At 70.0% G+C, this 21,764-nt stretch carries 19 protein-coding genes; 13 read left to right on the top strand and 6 right to left on the bottom strand.

Annotated elements, in window-relative coordinates:
• Window positions 1–16: 16 nt before the first annotated feature.
• Window positions 17–1,375, bottom strand: a complete 1,359-nt coding sequence (locus RR1_RS06475) for an MFS transporter (protein ID WP_081634121.1) — start codon at window positions 1,373–1,375, stop codon at window positions 17–19.
• A 178-nt stretch (window positions 1,376–1,553) separates the two neighbouring features.
• Window positions 1,554–2,486 (bottom strand): LysR family transcriptional regulator, encoded by a 933-nt coding sequence (locus RR1_RS06470; protein ID WP_010837736.1) that lies wholly within the window; start codon window positions 2,484–2,486, stop codon window positions 1,554–1,556.
• Window positions 2,487–2,555: 69 nt separating this feature from the next.
• On the opposite strand from RR1_RS06470, the gene RR1_RS06465 reads away from it, so the two are divergent.
• Entirely contained in the window at window positions 2,556–3,956 is a 1,401-nt protein-coding gene (locus RR1_RS06465) for an ABC1 kinase family protein (protein ID WP_040772662.1), read from the top strand.
• On the opposite strand, the gene RR1_RS06460 is transcribed toward RR1_RS06465, so the two are convergent.
• Window positions 3,945–4,814, bottom strand: a complete 870-nt coding sequence (locus RR1_RS06460; RefSeq protein WP_040772664.1) for a spermidine synthase — start codon at window positions 4,812–4,814, stop codon at window positions 3,945–3,947. The two genes, RR1_RS06465 and RR1_RS06460, sit on opposite strands and share 12 nt — an antisense overlap.
• 20 nt (window positions 4,815–4,834) lie before the next feature.
• On the opposite strand from RR1_RS06460, the gene RR1_RS06455 reads away from it, so the two are divergent.
• From RR1_RS06455 to RR1_RS06445, 3 genes are all read left to right on the top strand, one after another.
• The gene (locus RR1_RS06455; protein ID WP_081634124.1) at window positions 4,835–5,161 is read left to right on the top strand and encodes a hypothetical protein; all 327 of its coding nucleotides are present in this window, start codon (window positions 4,835–4,837) and stop codon (window positions 5,159–5,161) included.
• Window positions 5,162–5,182: 21 nt separating this feature from the next.
• On the top strand, window positions 5,183–5,998 hold the full coding sequence (locus tag RR1_RS06450; RefSeq protein ID WP_238558967.1) for an arylamine N-acetyltransferase family protein: 816 nt from the start codon (window positions 5,183–5,185) through the stop codon (window positions 5,996–5,998).
• 225 nt (window positions 5,999–6,223) lie between these two features.
• A complete protein-coding gene (locus RR1_RS06445) occupies window positions 6,224–7,543 on the top strand; it encodes an HNH endonuclease signature motif containing protein (protein ID WP_072713608.1) in 1,320 nt (439 codons plus the stop codon).
• On the opposite strand, the gene RR1_RS06440 is transcribed toward RR1_RS06445, so the two are convergent.
• Window positions 7,488–7,967, bottom strand: coding sequence for a phosphoribosyltransferase (locus tag RR1_RS06440; protein ID WP_010839975.1), 480 nt, complete (start codon window positions 7,965–7,967; stop codon window positions 7,488–7,490). The genes RR1_RS06445 and RR1_RS06440 overlap by 56 nt on opposite strands.
• Before the next feature lie 44 nt (window positions 7,968–8,011).
• Window positions 8,012–9,568, bottom strand: coding sequence for an FAD-binding protein (locus tag RR1_RS06435; RefSeq protein WP_040775132.1), 1,557 nt, complete (start codon window positions 9,566–9,568; stop codon window positions 8,012–8,014).
• Window positions 9,569–9,749: 181 nt separating this feature from the next.
• Here RR1_RS06435 and RR1_RS06430 point away from each other — a divergent pair, with 181 nt between their 5' ends.
• The 3 genes from RR1_RS06430 (at window position 9,750) to RR1_RS06420 (ending at window position 11,865) form a co-directional block, all read left to right on the top strand.
• Entirely contained in the window at window positions 9,750–10,802 is a 1,053-nt protein-coding gene (locus tag RR1_RS06430; RefSeq protein WP_010839973.1) for an LLM class flavin-dependent oxidoreductase, read from the top strand.
• Between the two features lie 35 nt (window positions 10,803–10,837).
• Window positions 10,838–11,167, top strand: a complete 330-nt coding sequence (locus tag RR1_RS06425; RefSeq protein WP_040775126.1) for a TraR/DksA family transcriptional regulator — start codon at window positions 10,838–10,840, stop codon at window positions 11,165–11,167.
• Window positions 11,168–11,241: 74 nt separating this feature from the next.
• Window positions 11,242–11,865, top strand: coding sequence for a TetR family transcriptional regulator (locus RR1_RS06420; protein WP_081634252.1), 624 nt, complete (start codon window positions 11,242–11,244; stop codon window positions 11,863–11,865).
• Here RR1_RS06420 and RR1_RS06415 read toward each other — a convergent pair.
• The gene (locus RR1_RS06415; protein WP_081634251.1) at window positions 11,846–14,071 is read right to left on the bottom strand and encodes an acyltransferase family protein; all 2,226 of its coding nucleotides are present in this window, start codon (window positions 14,069–14,071) and stop codon (window positions 11,846–11,848) included. The two genes, RR1_RS06420 and RR1_RS06415, sit on opposite strands and share 20 nt — an antisense overlap.
• Before the next feature lie 199 nt (window positions 14,072–14,270).
• Between RR1_RS06415 and RR1_RS06410 the strand changes: the two genes are divergently transcribed.
• The 6 genes from RR1_RS06410 to RR1_RS06385 all read left to right on the top strand — a co-directional run bounded on the left by RR1_RS06410 (window position 14,271) and on the right by RR1_RS06385 (window position 21,760).
• Window positions 14,271–15,020, top strand: a complete 750-nt coding sequence (locus RR1_RS06410; RefSeq protein WP_010839968.1) for an ANTAR domain-containing response regulator — start codon at window positions 14,271–14,273, stop codon at window positions 15,018–15,020.
• Window positions 15,021–15,083: 63 nt separating this feature from the next.
• Window positions 15,084–16,082, top strand: coding sequence for a carbohydrate kinase family protein (locus tag RR1_RS06405; protein ID WP_010839967.1), 999 nt, complete (start codon window positions 15,084–15,086; stop codon window positions 16,080–16,082).
• Window positions 16,083–16,174: 92 nt separating this feature from the next.
• A complete protein-coding gene (wrbA, locus tag RR1_RS06400) occupies window positions 16,175–16,774 on the top strand; it encodes an NAD(P)H:quinone oxidoreductase (RefSeq protein ID WP_040775119.1) in 600 nt (199 codons plus the stop codon).
• The gene (locus RR1_RS06395) at window positions 16,771–17,757 is read left to right on the top strand and encodes a pirin family protein (protein ID WP_040775117.1); all 987 of its coding nucleotides are present in this window, start codon (window positions 16,771–16,773) and stop codon (window positions 17,755–17,757) included. Before wrbA ends, RR1_RS06395 begins: the two co-directional genes overlap by 4 nt.
• 153 nt (window positions 17,758–17,910) lie before the next feature.
• Window positions 17,911–20,388 (top strand): ATP-dependent Clp protease ATP-binding subunit, encoded by a 2,478-nt coding sequence (locus RR1_RS06390; RefSeq protein ID WP_040775115.1) that lies wholly within the window; start codon window positions 17,911–17,913, stop codon window positions 20,386–20,388.
• Window positions 20,389–20,566: 178 nt separating this feature from the next.
• Window positions 20,567–21,760, top strand: a complete 1,194-nt coding sequence (locus RR1_RS06385) for a PucR family transcriptional regulator (protein WP_010839963.1) — start codon at window positions 20,567–20,569, stop codon at window positions 21,758–21,760.
• Window positions 21,761–21,764 lie beyond the last annotated feature (4 nt).

Here is a 21,764-nt window from a genome sequence, read left to right as displayed (position 1 = left end):
TTCGGGACGGTCGAGTTCAGTGGAGGCGGCCGCGGGTCTCGGGAATCCGCGTGGTCAGCAGCAGCACCAGGACGACGAGTGCGGCTGCGGCGACGTAGTAGCCGGGCGATCCCGGAATGCCGGTCGCCGTGACGAGCGCCGTCCCGACGAACGGCGCGGTGCCGCCGAACGCGGCGTACGCGACGTTGTAGCTGATGGCGGCGGACGTGAAACGTGTCCTCGTGGTGAAGATCTCGACGAAGAACGTGTAGCAGCCGCCGCCGTAGATGCACAGCGGCACGACGAACAGCAGCTGACCGAGCATCGCGAGCGGGAGCGAGCCGCTCGTGACGAGCATGAAGCACGGCACCGCGGCGAGGGCGATGGCCGCGGCCCCCGCGACCAGCATCGGTTTGCGGCCGACACGGTCGCCGATCATGCCGCCGACCGGAAGCAGCAGCGCGTAGAAGAGCATCGCAACGGCGTTGACGGCCAGCGACTGCTCGCGGGAGAGGTCGCCCGACGTCTGGACGTAGGAGACGAAGTAGCCGGACAGGAAGTAGAAGCCCATCGCCGTCATGCCCATCACGACGATGACCTGTCCCATACGAACCTTGTTGTCGCGCCATGCTTCCCGCAGCGGCGAGGATTCCTTGTGCTCCGCCTTCTCGAGCACCTGACGGAACGCCTCAGACTCCTCGGTCCGCGCGCGCACCCACAGCCCCACGAACGCGAGCGGCAGGGCCAGCAGGAACGGGATTCGCCACCCCCACTCGGAGAACGCGTCGTCCGACATCGACCGGCTGAGCACGAGCAGGAGCGTTCCCGCGACGACGGAGGGCAGCGCCGTCGCGGAGATCGTGATGTTGAGCCAGAAGCCGCGACGCTCGACGGGCGCGTGCTCGAAGACGAACGCCGGAGCGCCGACGGACTCGCCGCCCGCCGAGAAGCCCTGCAGCAGCCGGCACACGACGAGCAGCGCCGGCGCGAGTGCGCCTACCGTCTCGTACGTGGGGAGCAGACCGATCGCACACGTCGCGACGCCGATCGTGAGCAGCGTGATGTAGAGGACCTTGCGCCGGCCGATCCGGTCGCCCAGCTGGCCGAAGAACAGCCCGCCGAGCGGGCGGACGAGGAACGCGACGCCGAACGTCGCGAACGTCGAGAGCAGGCCGACGGCCGTCGACTCACCCGGGAAGAACAGCGCGGCGAGCGTCACCGCCGACAGCGCATAGAGGGTGAAGTCGTAGAACTCGATGAACTGTCCGACGCTGCCGCCGGCGAGGACGCGCTTCTGGATCCCGGTGGAGCGAGTGCCCGACGCGAACGCGGACGCGTCCACCTCGGGAGCGCTCGTCGCCGCGGTCGCGGTGTGGGAGCTCGGGGGGTTCGTCATGCACATCGACGCTAGGAGCCCGATATTGCGTCGTCGTGAACGTTTTCGCGGCGACTCGGCAATCCACCTGCAACAACTGCGCCCGCCATTTCACGTGGATGCAACACAGATCACATCGAACGCTGCCGACCTGCGAGATCACAGAGTTCGTCTCCATCGATCCATACGCTTTCGGACATCACACGGATCGAACGCTACCCGTCGGTAATCCGTACAGGCTCCGGCACACGGCCGCGAACGCCGCGGCGCGCAACGTCGGCGTCGTCCCCGGAACCCGCGCGAGCAGCACCTCGATCGGCGGCAGATCGTCGGTCAGCCGGAGCGGGACGATCCGGCTTCCCGAGTACGTCAGCGTGTGATGCAGGCGCTGATTGAGGACGGCGTACCCGTGGCCCTGCCCCACGAACGCCCGCACCGTCTCGTAGTTCGAAGCACGGTGACGCACGCGCGGGGTGGCGCCCACCGAGCGATACAGCGAGAAGAAGTACTCGCGTGTGTGCGGCAGGTCGAGCAGGATCAGCGGGTCGTCCGCGAGGTCCACGAGCGAGACCTCCGCGTCCGGTGCATCGGCGAGACGATGCCCTTCGGGCACGACGACGTGCGGCGGAATGCGCTCTACCACTGTCGTTTCGAGCCCCGGGTCGAGCCCGATGTCGTACATCAGCGCGAGCTCGCACCGTCCCTCGTGCAGCGCGCGACGCACGAACTCCTGGTCACCCTCGAGCAGTGTCACGTGCAGATTCGGGTGGCGCTTCTCGATCGCCGAGAGGATCACCGGCGCGCGGAACGCCGCGAGCGGCGCGAACACCCCGACGACGAGCTCGCCCGTGAGATCGTCCGGATCGCCGTGCACCACGGCGTACAGCCGGTCTGCCGTCTCGAGGAACGGGATCGCCTCGTGCAGCAGCCGGCGGCCCGCCGTCGTCGGCTCCAGGCCACGCCGCGGCGACCGCGTGAACAGCGTCGCGTCGAACTCGCGCTCGAGCCGCGCGATCGACGCCGACAGCGCGGACTGTGTGACGCCGAGCCGGCGCGCAGCGTGCGTGACGCTCCCGACCTCGGCGACGACGACGAAGTGACGCAACTGGACGAGCGTGTACGGGGACGGCACGGGCGCGATTGTCGCAGGCCGCGACCGAGCATTGATGGTGCTCGTCACAGATTGCGCTACCGTGGCCCCGTGCACGATCGAGCAGCGAGTCCCGTGGGCCCGTACGCGGGAGGTCCACCGGCTGCTGCGCTCGTCGTACCCCCTCACGAGCTCGAACGCTTCCGCGGCCGGGAGATCGCCCGCGCCGGCGTGATCGCCGTCGTCATCGTGTGGCGGGTCGTCCTGGCACTCCTCGCGTGGATCGTCGCGCCGCGTGGCCGCCGGATCGCGGACGCCGCGTCCGACGGCGTCGTCGACGCCTTCGAGATCCTCGGCCCCACGTTCGTCAAGGTCGGTCAGCTCATCGCGTCGTCGTCGGGCGTGTTCCCCGCGCCGCTCGCGAACGCCGCACTCCGCTGCCTCGACGACGTTCCCCCGGTCGACACCCGGCAGGCACGCGCCGTCGTGGAGGCCGATCTCGGGCATCCGATCGACGCGCTCTTCGCGTCGTTCGACGACGTTCCGCTCGCGGCGGCGTCCGTCGCGCAGGTCCACGCCTGCACGCTGCACGACGGCCGCGAGGTCGTCCTCAAGGTGCAGCGACCCGGCATCTTCGGCCGCATGCTCGTCGACCTGCGGACGGCGTTCTGGGGCGCGAGGCTGCTCGAACGTTTCGAGTTCTTCCGCGTCGCCAACGCGACGGCCATCATCCGCGACCTGCACGCCGCGACGATGACGGAGCTCAACAGCGCCGTCGAGGCCGCGCGGCAGGAGACGATCCGCGACAACCTGTGGCAGTTCGGCGACAACAAGGGCGTCACCGCGCCCGAGGTGCTGTGGGACTACTGCGGACCGCACGTCATCTGCATGGAACGCATGACCGGCATCCCGCTCGACCGGTTCGACGAGATCGCGCACCACGACACCCGCATGCTCATCCGGCGGGGCGTCAAGGTGTGGATCGAATCGGTGCTGCTGCACGGCCCGTTCCACGGCGACGTCCACGCCGGCAACCTGTGGGTGCTTGGCGACGGACGGCTCGCGATGCTCGACTTCGGGATCGTCGGCGAGCTGCCCCCGCAGTGGCGGACGATTCTGCGCGAGATGTTCCACGCGACCCTCTTCGACGGCGATTTCCGGAAGATGGCAGCGGGGATCCGCGCGCTCGGCTACACCGCGGACGTCGAGGCGTCGGACGAGAAGATCGGCCTCGACGTCGCGGCGGCGCTCACGCCCGTCCTCACCCAGGACCTCGGCGAGCTGCGACTCAGCGACCTCATAATGGCGCTCATCGCGATCGGCAAGCAGTGGGGTGTCGCGAGCCCCGAGGAACTGGTGCTCTTCGGCAAGCAGCTCGGCTACTTCGAGCGCTATGCGACGCAGCTCGCCCCCGGCTGGGTGCTGGGCCAGGACCTGTTCCTCTTCCGCAACGTCTTCCCCGACGACGTCGCGGCGCGCGTCGCGCAGACCGGGCTGGAACTACCCGAGTAGCTCCCCCGGTTCGAGTTCCGCGTCGGTCAGCGGTGCCGACGTCCCGACGAACTCCCGCACCCGGGCGTCCGTCCACACGTGCGCGGGCACCGCTCCCTGGAGCAGATCGCGGACGAGCGCGGGCGACTCCCCGATCGGGCGGGCGGATCCCGCGATCACGATGTTGCCGTAGCGCCTGCCCTTGAGCATCGCCGGATCGGCGACGATCGCGGTGTGCGCGAAGACCGACCCGATCGTCGCCGCCTCTCGGCGCGCACCCCGCAGGTCTCGCGTGTCACCGCAGTTCACGACGTAGAGCCCGTCGTCGCCGAGAACGCGCCCGACGTGCCGCGTGAACTCGACCGTCGTGAGCGCGCGCGGCGTCACGGCTCCCGCGAAGACGTCGCGAACGACGACGTCACGGCTCGATTCGGTGAGCGATTCGGTGACGGCGCGCGCGTCGCCGACGCGGATGCGCAGCGCCGGTGCGCGCGGCAGGTCGAACCACTCGCGGGCGAGTTCGGCGAGCCGCCCGTCGATCTCGACGACGAGCTGCCGCGCGTCGGGACGGACGGCGGCGACGTGGCGCGCGAGGGTGCACACACCGCCGCCGAGGTGCAGTACCCGCAGTCGCGCGCGGCCCTCGAAGGCCTCCTCGACGAGGCGCGCCGTCCAGCGCATGTACTCGAAATCGAGCCGCGCCGGATCGTCGACGTCGATGTGGCTGCTCTCGACCCCGTTGATCTTCACGATCCACCCGTCGTCCGAGAGCGAGTCGCGGATCAGCTCGCACGTGCCGGTGTCGATCGGATACACGCCGGGCTGCACCCCGGTGTCCGTCCGTGCCGGTGCTCGTCGCGACTCTCGTGCTCGTCCCACACCTCGATCATGCCGGTACCCTGCCCACCGTGGACGAACCGGACTTCGCGCACACCGATCGGGCGGCACAGAGCCGCCTCGCGAAGGCGCGGGCACTCGCGGGTTTCGCGTGGGATCGCGGCATTGACTCGGCGGAGGTCCTCGCGTTCACCGATGCCGTCGCACGCAAGTTCGCGCGGGCCGCGGGCGTGAATCCGCCCGGCAGCGGTGAGACGTGGCGCGTCGTCGCCGGCCTGCTGGACGAGAAGGCACAGTGGGCGCTGCGCAATCCCGACCATCCGGCCGCGGCACGCGCACATCGTGACGAGAAGATCATGTGGGTCAAGCCGCCCATCACACCGTGGTGAGCGACCTGTACAACTGGGGTGGTGAGCGAGATCGACCTGCGTAGCTATCTGACCCGTGTCGGGTTCCCCGAGAACGAGGACCCCGCGGCAGACGTCGCGACCCTCGACCGGCTGATCGCGCTGCACGCGGATGCGATCGCCTTCGAGAATCTCGATCCCTTCCTCGGCGTGCCCAACCGGATCGACCTCGACGCGATCGTCGCGAAACTCGTCGACGGCCGCCGCGGCGGGTACTGCTTCGAGCAGAATCTGCTGTTCGCCGCGGTCCTGGAGCGCATCGGCTTCACCGTGACGCGCCTCGCCGCGCGCGTGCTGTGGGGTGGAGCGTCGCCGGACGATCCGGGCGCCCGGACCCACATGCTGCTCGCCGTGGACGTCGCGGGGCAGCGGCGCATCGCCGACGTGGGCTTCGGTGGCATGACGCCGACGGCGTCGCTCCCGCTGACGATCGGGGCCGTCGGCGCGACGCCGCTCGAACCGTTCCGATTCACCGCCGGCCAGGGTGCGACGTACGTGCTCGACGCGCTGACCGGCGACGCGTGGCGTCCGGTGTACATGTTCGACGAGCAGGCGCATCTGCCCGTCGACTACGAGCCGATCAACTGGTACCTGTCGACGTGGCCGCAGTCGCGGTTCGTGACGACGCTGACGGCGGCCCGGCCGACCCCGACGCACCGCTACGCACTCGCGGGCCGTCGTTTCACGATCCACCGGCCCGGCCGTCCGCTGGAACGCCGGGAACTCGCGAGTGCACACGAGTTGCGCGACGTCCTCGAGGAGTCGTTCGGAATCGACACGCGCGCACTGGATCTCGACGCAGCATTCGCAAGGGCGTGACGCTCGATCGTGCGTGTCCGAGCAACGCGACATGAGACAGGCGATCCCGCGCGCCGCCGCCTTCGATTCGCCCGGGTTCCGCGATGCACGCGCACTCCGCGACGCACCTTTCGCGAATATGCGTTCCCTCGCGTCAACCGGATCCGGTTGTCCACAGCTCGACGGTTATCCCCAGCTGCGGAAATGGGTCTTGTATCGAACGGGTGTGCGATATAGGTTTGTCGCATGGGGTCGGGGGATTCACACACAGCACACGGGGCACCGTGGCAGCTCGGTGACGGCGAGTTGCGGGAGCGGGCGCTCTCGTTGTCGCGTCAGATCGAGGCGTTGCAGGCGCAGCGGATCTCTGTGATGGGTGAGGTGGTCGAGCGCGGTATCTCCGGTGAGGACGGGTATCGGGATGCGGGGTCGTGGCTGGCGGCGCGGACGATGCTCGAGGTTCATGAGGCGCGGCGGGTCGTCAATCTCGCGGTGAGCCTGCGGTCGCAGCCCGAGATCGCTGCTGCTGTTGCCGAACAACGGGTCTCGCCGACACACGCCCAGATGATCTGCGACTTCTTCGAGACGCCGCCGTCGCTGCTGGCAGCGCTGGCCGAGGCCGACCCCGAGGAGCATTCGAAGGTGGTCGAGTTCTGCCGTGATGCACTGTTGGCGGCGGCGGTTCCCGGGCCGGGGACGACGACGGCGTCGGTGCGGCGCGCGAAGGAGCGGCTCGAGATCCGGTTGGACGCCGAATCCGATGGTCCGCCGACGCGCGAACGCGACAACCTCAACCACCTGTCCGTGTCGCATACCCTGCATGGCCGGGTGGTGGTGCACGGGAACTTCGATGCCCTCTCGGGTGAGGTGCTGTTGACGGCGTTGTCAAAGCTGTCGGCACCGCAGCCTGCCGAGGACGGAACACCCGACCGCAGGTCGCCGCGGAAACGGCGGGCGGATGCGTTGGTCGAGGTGTGCCGCAGGTTCCTCGATTCCGGTGCCGCCGGCATGGAGGCGGGTGAGAAGCCGCACGTGACTGTGTTGGTGAATCAGCGTGACCTCGAACGTCGCGCGGATACTGCCGCCGAGCGAAGGAGCGTGTCGATCACGGCGTTGCTCGATGGCGTCGGTCTGCCGTGGACACCGTGGGGCGCAACCCTCACACCTGAGACGGCGCGTGCGGTGGCGTGCGATGCGCAGGTCACGCCGATCGTGATCGACGACAACGGTGTTCCGCTGAGCATGGGCCGCACCACGCGGCTCGTCACCCCGGCACAACGTCGAGCACTGGTGGTCCGCGACCGTGGATGCGCGTTCCCGAACTGCACGGTCCCGTCTTCGTGGTGCGAAGCTCACCACATCACGCATTGGGCGGACGGCGGGTCGACGGATCTCGACAACATGGTGCTGCTCTGCGGCAGCCACCATCGCCATGTTCACCACAGCGACTGGACGATCACCTCGACACCGAGGGGCAGACCACACTTCGATCCGCCCGGCGGCTCCGGCCCTACGCTTCGAGGGCCTTGCGCTCGACGGGAGGAAGCGTGGACCACGGGAAGTTGATCCACTTGTCGGTCTCACGCCACGCGTAGTCGGGGGTGATGATCGTCCGTGGCTTGGTGTAGATCACGGCCGATCGCACCTCGGCGGCATGCTCGGTGAGCATGTCCACCACGAGGGCGAGGGTGCGGCCCGAATCGGCGACGTCGTCGACGACGAGCAGCTTCTTGTCGATCGTGGCGTTCGTGTCGAGCAACGGCTCGAGGACGACCGGATCCGGCAGCGTCTCCTCGACGTCACTGTAGAACTCGACGTTGAGGGTGCCCGCGGCCTTGAGCCCCATCGCGTACGAGATCGCACCGGCGGGGATGAGCCCGCCACGGGCGATCGCGATCACGATGTCGGGGTCGTACCCGCTGTCGACGACACTCTGCGCCACCTCGCGGGACGCGGTTCCGAAGGTTTCCCATGTGAGCACTTCCCGCATGCAGGCAAGAGTACCCACACGCGGGACGTGCCCTGCGCCGCAGGTCAGCGCTCGGTCATGGCCCGCACCGCGAGGTGACCGAACAGCATGCTCGTACCGATGGGATTGCCACCGCCCGGGTAGACGGTGCCGCTCGGCGCCGCCATCGTGTTGCCGGCCGCGAAGAGCCCCGCGACGACGCTGCCGTCGGCCTTCAGAACTCGGCCGGACGTGTCGGTGCGCAGTCCGCCCTTCGTCCCGAGATCGGAGATGCCGAACGCCGCTGCGTGGTACGGCGGGGTGTCGATCGGCACGAGCGGCGACTTCCCGCCCGCGAACGCGCGGTCGTACGCTTCGTCGCCACGGCCGAAGTCCTCGTCGACACCCGTCTCGGCGAGCTTGTTGTACCGCTCGACCGTGGCGACGAGGGCCTCTGCGGGAACGCCGATCTGCTCCGCGAGCCCCTCGAGCGTGTCGGCGGTCCGCCACAGTCCGGCCTCGACGTACTCCTCGGTCGGCGAGTACGGGACGTTCGTCGCGTGGACCGGCGGGACGTCGCCCTCCTTGTGGTCGTAGACCATCCAGTACGGGAGCGTGACGGTGCCGTCGGCCATCCGGTCGATGACGTCGCGGCCGAGGCGGTCGTACGGTGCCGACTCGTTGACGAAGCGATTTCCGCTGTCGTTCACGAAGATTCCGCCCGTGAACCACAGCGCGAACGCCGAGCGGCCGTCCGGGTGGGTCATGCCGGGCGACCACCATGCCTCGCTCATGAGGTCGGTGTCCGCGCCGATCGCCATCGCGGCGCGGTGTGCGGCGCCGAGGTTGCCCCACGGGCCCATCGTGTCGCGGGCGGTGCCGGGCACGCCGTGCTGGGCGCGCATCTCGTCGTCGGCCTCGAAGCCGCCGGCCGCGAGCACCACACCCGCGCGAGCCGTGACCGTACGGCGGCCGTTCTCGGTCGCGACGACGACACCCCGCACCCGTCCGTCCTCGTCGGTGACGAGCTCCTCGAGCGGCGCGTTCGTCCACATGCTCGCATGCGGGTACTCGTCGAGCGCACGAAGGAACCGCCCGATGAGCGCCTGTCCGCCGACGAGGTCGTCGGGCAGCGGATGGCCGAGCCGGTCGGTTCCGAGCGGGGGCCGCAGGTCCGCGCGGCGTTCGCCGAGCTCGCTCGCGGGCAGCGGCGACGGGATGATGTGGCGGCCGCCGGGACGTGCCTTGGGGGCCTTGTCGAAGTAGTCGGGCCACGGCAGGACCTCGAAGGCGAGACGGTCGTCCTTCTCGAGGTAGTCGACGAGCGGCGCACCGCCGGTCACGTAGGCGTCCTGGAGAGCGCGGGGCGTGCGGTCGCCGACGACGGCGTGGTAGTACTCGGCGGCGTCTTCGAGCGTGTCGTCGTCACCTGCACGTCGCAGAACGGCGTTGCAAGGGAACCACATTCCGCCGCCGCCCGAATAGGCTGTCGTGCCGCCGAACTTGTCGGTCGCCTCGATCATGAGGACCGAGAGCCCCTCGCGCGCCGCCGTGTACGCCGCGCAGCAGCCGCCGCCGCCCGACCCGACGACGACGACGTCGTACGTGTCGTCGCCGGTCTGTCCGCTCTGATTGCTCGCCATTCGTTCCGCCTCGTCGTCCTCGTGTGTGGTGATCGTCGCCGTGTCCCGCGACGGTAGGAACCCCGCGGCGGGTTCGGTGGCGCAGCTCCCGGCCACCGGGAGGGAATGCACCGGACCCCTCGCGCGTTGTTCGCCCAGTGCCCCTGCCCGCTGTCGCGGTGGGGGAGAACGATCGAAAGGTGTGCACGGCGTGAACGATGTGAGCGACCTCGGTGGCGCGACTCAGGAGACGGCACCCACCGCGGCGCTGTCGATTCTCGATCTGGCGTTCGTACGCGACGGCGGGACGATCGCGGACAGCTTCGACACCAGCGTCCGCCTCGCGCAGCTCGCGGAACGGCGCGGGTTCGGCCGCGTCTGGTACGCCGAGCACCACAACATGGCGAGCATCGCGTCGTCCGCGACGAGCGTCCTCATCGCGCACGTCGCCGCCCACACCGAGAACATCCGGCTCGGCGCGGGCGGGATCATGCTGCCCAATCATTCGCCGCTCGTGATCGCCGAGCAGTTCGGCACGCTCGCGACGCTGCATCCGGGACGCATCGATCTCGGTCTGGGCCGTGCGCCCGGCAGCGACCAGAAGACGATGTACGCGCTGCGACGTGAGCCGTCGTCGGCGGAGCGGTTCCCGCAGGACGTGCTGGAGTTGCAGGCGTACTTCGCGGGCGAGTCACGCGTTCCCGGCGTCGACGCGATCCCCGGCAAGAACACGGACGTTCCGCTGTACATCCTGGGCTCGTCGCTGTTCGGTGCGTCGCTCGCCGCGCAGCTGGGGCTCCCGTACGCGAACGCGTCGCACTTCGCGCCCGACAGCCTCGTCCAGGCCGTACGTCTGTATCGGGAGCGGTTCACGCCGTCCGCAGTGCTGTCCGAGCCGTACGTCATCGCCGGTGTCAACGCGATCGCGGCGGACACGACCGAGGAGGCGCTCGCGATGCAGGAGTCGGCGGCGCGCAGCCGCGTTCTGCAGATGGTCGGGCGCGGCCGGCACTTCTCGCCCGACGAGATCGACATGGTGATGCAGTCCCCGGCCGCGCAGCAGATCCTGCAGATGCAGCGCTACTCGGGCGTCGGCACCGGGCCCGAGGTCGCGGCGTACCTGGCCGAGTTCGCGCAGCACGCCGATGCCGACGAACTGATCGTCGTGCCGTCTGCACCGAACGCGGACGCGATGCTGCATTCCGTCGACCTTCTCGCCGATGCCGTGGGCCTGACCGCCCCGGCGGCGACGTGAACGACCCCGCCTCGCCGATCGACCCCGCTTCGCCGATCGACGCCGCTTCGCTGGTCGACGCCGAACGCCGGGCGGTCGACGCACGTATCGCGTCGCTGACCCGGCGTTTCGACGACATCGTCGAGAGTTCGCGGCTGAGCACCGACGACGACGAGCACGACCCCGAGGGGTCGACGATCGCGTTCGAGCGGGCTCAGGTCGCGGCGCTGCTCACGCAGGCGCGCCGCGAGCGCGACGAACTCGAGTCGGCACGTGCCCGGCTCGCTTCGGGCGAGTACGGACGGTGCCGCGCGTGCGGCCGCGCCATCGCTCCGGCCCGGCTCGAGGCCCTCCCTGCAGCCACGACCTGCATCGACTGCAGCTGACCGCGCAGCGCTCGGCCGCCTCTGGAAGTATTACGGGGCCCGCTCGATCGACGGTCTCGACAGTGAGGAGCCCCATGCGCAGCCGAGTTCAGATGCAGGACCGTGCACTGGCCACGCGAGCCTCGATCCTCACGAGCGCCGCGCTCCACGTCGCCGAACGGGGAGTCGCCGCCACTGCACTGACCGACATCGTCTCGGCGGTCGGCGTCACGAAGGGCGCCCTCTACTATCACTTCCCCAGCAAGGACTATCTCGTCGACGCGATCGTCGACGCGGGCACGCAGGCGATCGTCCATGCCGAGAAGGTCGCGACCGACGGTTCGCACACGTCGGACCCGCTCGAGCGCATGGTCTTCTTCACCCACATCGTCGCCGACCTCATCGAGCGCGGCCCGGTGCTGCGTGCCGCGTGCTCGATCGCGACGTCCGACGACGTGCCGTTCGAACGGCGCGTCGTCCTGCTGAACACCCTCGGCGACACCTTCGCCCGGTTCGCGGTGACCGCGTCCGACTCCGGGGCGATCGCGCCGACCGTCGACGTCGACGCGCTCGCCCGTGTGCTCACGGCGATGATGTTCGGCGCCCATCGGGTGCACATCACGTCGAACGAGGACGCCGCGCTGCGCGCGCGCCTCGACGAGTTCTGGTCGCTGATCGGCTGCGGCCTGGGCGGAGCGGCTACCACCACCCGGTGGTGAATCCCAGCCGCCGGTCGAGCTCGGGGATCATCGTGCGCACGTAGGACGCCGACAGGTGGTGGGCGTCGTGGTAGACGAACACGTTGCCCTGCACCGCCCGGCACACGCGGTCGTCGCACACCGCGTCGTTCATGTCCATCGGGAACACCAGCGGGAACGCCGCCGCCGGAACGAGAGCGGGATCGACCGGCGAGAGCGCGGCGTCGCGCGGCATGCCGCACGTGGTGGGGGTGCCGCCGTCGGCGATGCAGTCCACCGCGGAGTAGGCGACGCCGTCGTCGTGCAGCCACGGCGTGTCCCGCATCGCCAGCAGCGGGATGCCGAGGTCCGCGAGGCGCGCCCACAGCTCGATGTACTCGGGCGGGGTGAAGTCCCCCGGCGCCTCCGGGTTCGGCCGTGTGGACGTCGTGAACACCCACGCCGGCTGATCGATCGCGAGCTGCGCGACGACCCCTTCGGACCAGTCGCGGCAGTCGGCCGGGGCGTCGGGGGCGGCCCCCGCCTCGCCGAGCGTGATGGGGCAGCCCATCTTGAGGTAGGTCTGCATCCGGATGCCGCGGGCCTTGCCGATCTCGTCGAGCGCGGGCATCCAGTGCTCGGCATGGGAGCTGCCGATGACCGCGATGGAGATCGGCGACTCGACGTCGCCGTACGCGCACGTGAGCACGTCGGTGTGGTTGAACTCGGTGATGCACCCGTCGACGGTGGGCTGCGGGTAGTCGGACGGCGCTTGCAGCACGCTCGGCGCGACGGGCGCCTTGGGTGTGGGGACGCCGTCGATGAGGGTGAGGGCGCCGGGGTGGGTGCGCGGATCGAGCGGCACCGCCTCGGTCGTCGTCGAGACGTGATTGGACAGGTACCAGGTCCACCCGGCCGGCACCGCGAGGACGGCGACGGTCATGAGCGCCACGATCGGTGTGAGGGCGCGCCGCCAGTAGAGCGCGGGGCCGCGCGGCTTCTCGCGTGCGGTGAAGGGCTTCTCGACGTAGCGGTTCGTGAGCCACGCCAGGACGAGCGATGCGAAGACGATGCCGAGCCCCTGCACGAGGTCGACGTCGTCGCCGCCCTCCGCGTAGAGGTAGAAGACGAACAGCGGCCAGTGCCACAGGTAGAGCGCGTAGGCGATCGCGCCGAGCTCGACGAACGGCTTGCGGGCGAGCATCCCGACGATGTACGGCTGCCGTCCCGGCCCGGCGCCGGCGAGGATCAGCGCGAGGGCCGCACCGACGGGGACGAGGGCGAGCGGGCCCGGGAACTCGGCGCCGCCGTCGATGACGATGCCGCAGCCCAGCACGACGACGAAGCCCGCGAGCGCGAGCAGCCGGCGCAGCAGGAGCGGGAGCGAGACGCGGTGGATCACGAGCGCGAGGAGGGCACCGGCGAGCAGCTCCCACAGCCGGGCGCCGCTGTCGTAGTACGCCCGCGCCTGGTCGGCGTTCGACTCGAGCGTCGCGTACACGAACGACGCGACGGTGCCCGTCGCCACGACGACGGTGAGGACGGGCACGAGCGCGCCGATCCGGCCGGTGCGGCGGCAGCCCCACGCGATCGCGGCGATGACGAGCAGGGCGAGCAGATAGAACTGCCCCTGCACTGACATCGACCACAGGTGCTGCAGTGGACTGACGGAGGCGTCCGCGGCGGCGTAGTCGGACTGCGTCCACGCGAGCTGCCAGTTCTGGAAGTACAGGATCGACGCGATGAGCTGGTCGCCGATTCCGCGCCACTGCGTGATGGGCCGCGTGACGGCGACGACGATCGCTGTGACGAGAAGCACCAACGCGAGGGCCGGTACGAGCCGCCGTACGGTCCGTTTGATCACCTCGACGACGGACGGACCGCCCGACGCCGTCGCGCGGCGCACGAGCATTCCGGTGAAGAAGAAGCCGGACAGGACGAGGAAGATGTCGACGCCGCCCGAGACGCGGCCGAACCACACGTGATAGACGACGACGAGTCCGATCGCGATTCCGCGCAATCCGTCGAGGTCGTAGCGGTACGGGTTGGCCGCGGTCCGCTCCGGCGCTGCGGTGCCGTGCGCTGCGGACGCGCCGGTCACTGCGTGGTCGGAAGCGGTCACGAAACGAAGTCCATCCTGTCTTCGGGCACGCGTGAACCACGAGGAATCACGCGGGGGATCCAGTCCGATTATCCACACTGCCCGCGGCGCACCGGGAATCGGCGGTATCGTGCCGCACAATCTCATACCGCGCGGTATCTTGTTCGCGGACTCGGCGACCGGATGTGGCACGTGCCCCGAGCTGCAGTTTCTCCCACTGCGGTGTGGTGGTGAGATTTGTGCACGACCGTCCCGTTATATTTGGTCGAGCTTCGGTAGAGACACCTGCCGATCGAGATCGGCAGGTGTCCACACCTGCCTCGGCAGATGCGAGGTATCGAGACGGATGTTCGACCGGGATTCGACCGGACCCGACGCGCTCGCTCGCGTCGACGCGGTCGGCGCGGCACTCGAAGGAATCTCTCGGAGCCTGCAGAACAGACCGCAGGTCTACAAACTCATGAACGACCTGTGCGGGCAGGTCGTCGACACGTTCCCCGATGCCGAACTCGCGGGCATCACATTGCTCGAGCGGCCGGACCGCGCGGAGACGACGGCCTACACCGATGCGGCCGTCGTCGAGATCGATCGGCATCAGTACGCGACCGGCGAGGGTCCGACACTCGATGCCCCCGGCCTCGGCCGCGTCGTCCGCGCGTCGTGGTCCGGCGCCGTGCGGATGTGGCCCGCGTTCACGGCCCGCGCGACGAGCCCGCCCGTCCACAGCTTCCTGTCGGCTCCGCTGCGGATCGCCGCCGCGGGGATGGTCGGGTCGCTCAATCTCTACAGCCTCGGCGATCACGGCTTCAGCGATCTGGACGCGGCACTGCTGCGCGTCTACACCTCGTCCGCCGAGAACGTGCTCACCGTCGCGCACAACGCCGCGGACGCGCACGCCGAGATCGACGGCCTGCGACGTGCCATGCAGACGCGGGCGACGATCGAGCAGGCGAAGGGGATCCTCATGGCGCTGCGGTCGATCTCCGCGGACGCGGCCTTCGAGTTCCTCGTCGAGGCGTCGCAGCGCGAGAACGTCAAACTCGCCACGCTCGCACAGCGAATCGTCGAGACGATGGCCGAACCCGTCACCGAGTGAGGCGGGCGCGACTCGCTCCCGGTCGTTCGTCCCGGCGGGTCCGGCCCGGTAGGTTCGTCGAGCATGGACGGCCGTGAAGAGACAGCGCTCACCGCAGGGTCCGCACCCGCCGACGAGAGCGTGCTCGTCGTCGGCGAGTCCCTCGTCGACATCGTCGCGCCCCGCGGCGGCGACGCGCACGAACACGTCGGTGGCAGCCCACTCAACGTCGCCGTCGGGCTCGGGCGGCTCGGCCGTTCCGTGGCGTTCCTGACGCGCTTCGCCGACGACGCGCGGGGCGACCGCATCGCCGCTCACCTCGCGGCGTCCGACGTCGCCCTCGCGCCCGGGAGCGTCGTGTCCGGGAGCGACGGCGATCCCGATTCCGCGCGGACGTCGACGGCCCTCGCGGAACTCGACGAGCGCGCCGGCGCGACGTACACCTTCGATCTGCGGTGGGCGCTGCCCGCCGACGTCACACCGCCTCCCGCCGGTCACGTCCACACCGGTTCCATCGCGACGCTGCTCGATCCCGGCGCCGAGGCCGTCCGCGCACTCGTTGCGGCGCGGCGGCCGGGAGCGACGGTCAGCTACGACCCCAACGTCCGGGCGACCCTCGTCGACGATCCCGCCGCGGCCCGCGACCGGATCATGCAGTGGTGCGCGCTCGCGGACGTCGTGAAGGCGAGCGACGAGGACCTCGCGTGGCTCACCGGCGGCGGCGATCCGGTCGACACCGCCGTGGCGCTGCTCGCGCCGGGCGGTCCTGCTCTCGTCGTCGTCACGCGCGGCGCGCAGGGCGCCGTCGCGGCGTGCGGCGCGGGAATCGTGGAGGTTCCCGCAGTGCCCGCCGAGGTGGTCGACACCGTCGGCGCGGGCGACGCCTTCATGTCGGGACTGATCGACGCGCTGCTGCGCGCGGGGTTGCTGGGACGCGGGGCGCGCGACCGGCTCGCCGCCGCATCTCTCGACGACGTGCGCACGGCACTCGAGTGGGCGGCGCGCTCGTCCGCGCTCACCGTCGCACGGCCGGGCGCCGACCCGCCGAGCACCCGGGACATGGGGCAGGCGTCACCCGCCTGATCTGCTGGAACGCCCGCGGCGAGCGAGGTGGCGGTTCTAGCGTGGGCATCGACGTGACCGGACGGCACGCGCGCTCCGACGAAAGGCAGCCGATGACCAAGCTCGCGATCGTGTACTACTCCTCCACCGGGCACGGAACCAAGATGGCCCAACGTCTTTCGATGGCGGGCGAGAACGCGGGCGCGGAGGTCCGGCTGCGGCACATCGCCGAGACCCGCGATCCGTCGACCTTCGCGAACAACCCGGCCTGGTCGGCGAACTACGAAGCGACGAAGGACGAACCGGCCGCGACGGGCGACGATCTCGTGTGGGCGGACGCGGTGATCCTCGGCTCGCCGACCCGGTTCGGCGCGACGGCGGGGCCCTTCCAGGCGTTCATGGACGGACTCGGCGGACTGTGGGCGGAAGGCAAGCTCGCGAACAAGGTGTACGCGGCGTACACGTCGAGCCAGACGCTGCACGGCGGCCAGGAGACGACGCTCACGGCGCTCTACACGTCGCTCATGCACTTCGGCGGGGTCATCGTTCCGCCGGGCTACACCGACGCACTCAAGTTCGCGGACGGAAACCCGTACGGCGTCAGCCATGTCACCGGCCCGGACAACACCAACGAACTCGAGGAGACGACGCTCGTCGCGCTCGATCACCTCGCCCAGCGAGTCGTGTGGGTCGCGGGCAAACTGGAGTGGTGAGCAACCTCGAACTCGATCCACCCGAGCGCGTCTGCGAACGCGAGGCCGAGCCCGCACCCGACGCCGTGGAGATCATCGGTTCGCGCGACGTCCCGCTGGGCGGCCCCCGCGCGATGACGGTGCGGCGGACGCTCCCGTCGCGGGAGCGGTCCTTCGTCGGGGCGTGGTGCTTCGCCGATCACTACGGCCCCGACGACGTCTCGGTGACGGGCGGCATGGATGTCGCGCCGCATCCGCACACCGGGCTGCAGACGGTGAGCTGGCTGTTCACCGGCGAGATCGAGCATCGCGACAGCATGGGCAGCCACGCGATGGTGCGGCCGGGGGAGGTCAATCTCATGACGGGCGGCCACGGCATCGCCCACACCGAGGTGTCGACGCCGGACACGACGACGCTGCACGGCGTGCAGTTGTGGGTCGCGCTTCCGGCGGAGTCCCGTGACGCACCACGGGCGTTCGATCATCACGTCCCCGACGTCGTGACGGTCGCGGGCGGGAGCGTCCGCGTCTTCATCGGGTCGCTGCGGTTCGCGGGCGAGGTCGTCGCGTCGCCGATCGACACGTTCACGCCGCTGCTCGGCGCGGAGATCGTCGTGGACGCCGGGGCCACGCTCACGCTCGACGTCGACCCGGCGTTCGAGCACGCCGTCCTCGTCGACACCGGGGCCGTCACGGTGTCGGGCTCTCGAGTCGACCGCGGTGAGCTGGGCTTCCGCGGGCCGGGCGGCGACACTCTCGCGATCACGGACGCGACCGGCTCGGGCGCCCGCGTCGTGCTGCTCGGCGGCACGCCGTTCGACGAGGAGATCGTGATGTGGTGGAACTTCATCGGCCGCACCCACGAGGAGATCGTCGCCTTCCGCGACGCGTGGGAACGCGCCGACGACCGGTTCGGTGCGGTCGAGGGATATCCGGGCGATCGGCTGCCCGCGCCCGCGCTTCCGGGCGTGCGGCTGAAGCCTCGGCGCAACCCGAATCGCTGACTGCGTCATACCCGGTCGCCGCTCCCGATGCCGGTCACGGCCCCGGGGGCGGCGGCGCGATAACGCTCCGCAGCGGTCTTCGCCGCGCGTAACGTCGAGTCGGCCACGTCCCGCTCGCAGACGCCCTGCGTAGACCCGTGAGGTGCAGTGCTCATGACCGACGGTTGGATCTCCGGAAGCCCGTTCTCGAACGATCCGTTCGACGACATCTTCGGCCGTTTCTTCGGGTCGGGCGGCAGACCGAGACAGCAGGTGCAGCGCGTCGATCTCGGCCGGCTGCTCGACGACGACGCGAAGCAGTTGGTGTCGTTCGCACGGCAGGCGGTGCTCGACTGGGGCGGCACCGAGATCACCCCGGAGCACCTGCTCTACGCCGCGACGCTCGCGGATCCCACGCGCGGCGTCATCAGCGGTCTCGGGCTGGATCCGGACGCCGTCGCGACGCAGATGCGCGACATCGCCGCTGCGGGCGCCACCCCGCACGAGCCCGGTGACGAGGACGAGGAGGGTTCGGTCACGCTCGCTCCCGCGGCGAGGCTCGCGCTCAAGAACGCGCAGCGCCGGGCCGGCGAGTCCGGCGCCAGCTACATCGGCCCGCAGCACATCCTCCTCGGGATCGCGTCGAACCCCGAGAGCCCGGCGGCGAAGGCGCTCTCGGGAGCCAAGCTGGAGTCGCCGCAGGGGGGCGGCGCGGCGAACAGCACGACGCCGACGCTCGACGAGTACGGTCGCGATCTCACGGCAGAGGCCAGGGCGGGGAACATCGATCCCGTCGTCGGGCGGACGGACGAGATCGCGCAGACCGTCGAGATCCTTTCGCGGCGCCGCAAGAACAATCCGGTCCTCATCGGCGATCCCGGTGTCGGCAAGACCGCGATCGTCGAGGGACTCGCGCAGCGCATCGTCAACGGCGACGTCCCGTCGACGCTCGCGGATCGCCGCGTCGTCGCGCTCGACGTGAGTGCGATGGTTGCGGGCAGCAAGTACCGCGGCGAGTTCGAGGAACGGCTCACCAAGGTGCTCGACGAGGTGCGCGCGCACTCGGACGAGCTGGTGATCTTCATCGACGAACTGCACACCATCATCGGTGCCGGCGCGGGCGGCGAGGGCTCGATGGACGCCGGCAACATGCTCAAGCCCGCGCTCGCACGCGGCGATCTGCACGCGATCGGTGCGACGACGATCGACGAGTACCGCAAGCACATCGAGAAGGACGCCGCGCTCGAACGGCGCTTCCAGCCGGTCATGATCGCCGAACCGTCGGTGGACGACACCATCGAGATTCTGCGGGGGCTCGTCGACGTGTACGAGGAGCATCATCAGGTGCACTACAGCGACGAATCTCTCGTCGCCGCAGCGGAACTCTCCGATCGCTACGTCACCGACCGCTTCATGCCGGACAAGGCGATCGATCTCGTCGATCAGGCCGGCGCGCGGGTGCGGCTACGCACCAAGATGCCGGACGCCGACACGCGCAGCGCGGAGGAGGAGATCGCGCGGCTCGAACGCGAGAAGGATTCGGCCGTGGAGAAGGAGGACTACGAGCGTGCGAACCGGCTCAAGGCCGAACTGACCGAGAAGCGCGAGGCGCTCGGGAGCGCGGATGCGAGCGCGACACCCGAGGTCGCGGTCGTCGACATCGCGGAGGTCGTCTCGCGGCAGACCGGTATCCCCGTCGCCGACCTCACGGCGGAGGAACGCGAGAAGCTACTCGCCCTCGAGGACGTCCTGCACGATCGAGTGATCGGGCAGGAGCAGGCGGTCACGGCCGTCGCCGAGGCGGTGCGGCGCGCGCGGGCGGGTCTCGCCGATCCGAATCGGCCGATCGGATCGTTCCTGTTCCTCGGCCCGACGGGCGTGGGCAAGACCGAGCTCGCGAAGGCCCTCGCGGAGGCGGTGTTCGGCGACGACGAGCGCATGATCCGCTTCGACATGAGCGAGTTCCAGGAGAAGCACACCGTGTCGCGGCTCGTCGGCGCGCCACCCGGATACGTCGGCTACGACGAAGCGGGTCAGCTCACGGACAAGGTTCGGCGGCAACCGTATTCGGTGATTCTGTTCGACGAGGTGGAGAAGGCGCACGCGGACGTGTTCAACGTGCTGCTGCAATTGCTCGACGACGGCCGCGTCACCGACGCGCAGGGCCGGACCGTCGATTTCAAGAACACGATCGTCATCCTCACGAGCAACATCGGCTCGGATCTGATCCTCACGGCGCCCGGCGGCGACGTCGAGGCGATCACGCCGCAGCTGATGGAGCGGCTCCACTCGCACTTCCGTCCCGAGTTCCTCAACCGCATCGACGAGACCGTCGTCTTCCATCGGCTCGACAGGAGCCAGTTGCGGAACATCGTGGGCCTGATCCTCGACGGGACGCGGCGGCTGCTGCGCGCACAGGACGTCGAGCTCGACGTGACCGACGCCGCCGAGGATCTGCTCGCCGAGCACGACTACGCGCCCGAGTTCGGGGCCCGGCCGCTGCGGCGCACCGTCCAGAAGGAACTCGACAACAGGCTGTCGAGCATGCTGCTGGACGGCGCGATCACCGGCGGCGACACGGTGCGGGTCGACGCGTCCGACGGCGAGATCACCGTCGGCGTTGTCTCGCCCACCGGGACCGCGTCGGCCTGACGTCGCGCGGTTTCCGGACTGTTCGGACACTTCGGGCGGCCCGGACCTCACTCGCGCGATCGAATGTCCCCGGTCGGCCGATTCTCACCTCCGGTCACGACGAGATCACTACGCTGTCGGCAGGCTTGCCACCGCATCGCAAGCGGTGGCGCACGTGCGACGACCGGGAGATGCGCACATGGCGATTCTGGGCAGCGGCATCCGGCTGGGCGACGACGTCCGGACGAGCGGCGACGCCCGGGCCGGCGCCGGGATCAGGGCGAGCGAGAACGGTGCCGCGCCGGGCAGCAGAGGGCTGCGCGTGGGCGGTGGTATCCGGACCGACGAGATCGCGCGCGGATGTCTCCGGCTCACGTCGAGCGCGCTCGGCGGCGGCCACGCCCCCACCGACGACGACCTGGGCGAGTTCGGCGCCGCCGCGGCGCAGTGGGCACGCGACGGCATCCCGCTCGACACCGTCCTCGAGACCATTCACGACGGGTTCCGGATGGGCTGGAGCCGGATCGCCGCCGATGTGCCCGTCGACATCGACGAGGGCGGTCACCTCGTCATCGGGTTGCTGTCGTCGATCACGCGTGCGGCATCCGCCGCGTACGTGCGCGAGCTCGAGCTCGCCGCGAGCGAGCACCACACGTCGTCCTACACTGCCGCCGCTGCCCTGCTCAGCGGACGGGCCACTGCAGCTCCGGCGCGTCACCACGGTATCGAGATCGCGAGCGACTACCTCGTCGCGGCGCTGCGGCTGTCGCCGCATCCCGACGAGAGCCGTCACGACCTCCAGCCCGAGACCGCGGCACGGCGTACCGCACGCCGGGTGCGGGCCGAACTCGCGGCGTGCTGCGGACCCGAGGCACTGTCGCTGCTCGACTCGACGGGCGGCACGATCCTCGTCCCCGGCAGGCCCGACGACGAGACGGTCGATCGGCTCGTCGGCAGGCTGTCCGGTGCAGCCGAGGTTCCCGTCACGGCGGCGGTGGGTCACGCGGCGCGCGACGACGTCCGCGACATGGCCGACCGCGTCCACGAACTCCTCGATCTCGCAGAGCATCTCGGCCGCGGTCCGGGTGTCTATCGCATGTCGGATCTCGTGTACGAGTACCAGCTGATGCGGCCGGGCGACGGACGGCGCCAGCTCGCGCAACTGCTCTCCCCGCTCGACAAGTCGCCCGATCTGATCCGCACTCTCGAGGTGCACATCTCGCACGACCTCAACCGGCAGCGCACCGCCCGGCAACTGCACGTGCACGCGAACACCGTGGACTACCGACTCAAGCGGATCGCCGAGCTGACCGGATTCGATCCCACCCGCGCGTCCGGCCTGCGGCCGCTGCAGGCCGCCCTCATCGCACGCACGCTCGACGCCGTCGGCTGACGCC

Origin of the sequence: Rhodococcus rhodnii NBRC 100604 (assembly GCF_001894925.1) — a bacterium.
Classification (GTDB): domain Bacteria; phylum Actinomycetota; class Actinomycetes; order Mycobacteriales; family Mycobacteriaceae; genus Rhodococcus_F; species Rhodococcus_F rhodnii.
Note: the sequence above shows the minus strand (reverse complement) of the source record. Positions and strands in the feature narration are given on the sequence as shown.

What these genes read in the sequence shown, in the direction of transcription:
- RR1_RS06475 (WP_081634121.1), bottom strand. Translation starts at nt 1,375, where the DNA reads ATGACGAACCCCCCGAGCTCCCACACCGCGACCGCGGCGACGAGCGCT.
- RR1_RS06445 (WP_072713608.1), top strand. Translation starts at nt 6,224, where the DNA reads ATGGGGTCGGGGGATTCACACACAGCACACGGGGCACCGTGGCAGCTC.
- RR1_RS06440 (WP_010839975.1), bottom strand. Translation starts at nt 7,967, where the DNA reads ATGCGGGAAGTGCTCACATGGGAAACCTTCGGAACCGCGTCCCGCGAG.
- RR1_RS06435 (WP_040775132.1), bottom strand. Translation starts at nt 9,568, where the DNA reads ATGGCGAGCAATCAGAGCGGACAGACCGGCGACGACACGTACGACGTC.
- RR1_RS06420 (WP_081634252.1), top strand. Translation starts at nt 11,242, where the DNA reads ATGCGCAGCCGAGTTCAGATGCAGGACCGTGCACTGGCCACGCGAGCC.
- RR1_RS06415 (WP_081634251.1), bottom strand. Translation starts at nt 14,071, where the DNA reads ATGAGATTGTGCGGCACGATACCGCCGATTCCCGGTGCGCCGCGGGCA.
- RR1_RS06410 (WP_010839968.1), top strand. Translation starts at nt 14,271, where the DNA reads ATGTTCGACCGGGATTCGACCGGACCCGACGCGCTCGCTCGCGTCGAC.
- RR1_RS06405 (WP_010839967.1), top strand. Translation starts at nt 15,084, where the DNA reads ATGGACGGCCGTGAAGAGACAGCGCTCACCGCAGGGTCCGCACCCGCC.
- wrbA (WP_040775119.1), top strand. Translation starts at nt 16,175, where the DNA reads ATGACCAAGCTCGCGATCGTGTACTACTCCTCCACCGGGCACGGAACC.
- RR1_RS06390 (WP_040775115.1), top strand. Translation starts at nt 17,911, where the DNA reads ATGACCGACGGTTGGATCTCCGGAAGCCCGTTCTCGAACGATCCGTTC.
- RR1_RS06385 (WP_010839963.1), top strand. Translation starts at nt 20,567, where the DNA reads ATGGCGATTCTGGGCAGCGGCATCCGGCTGGGCGACGACGTCCGGACG.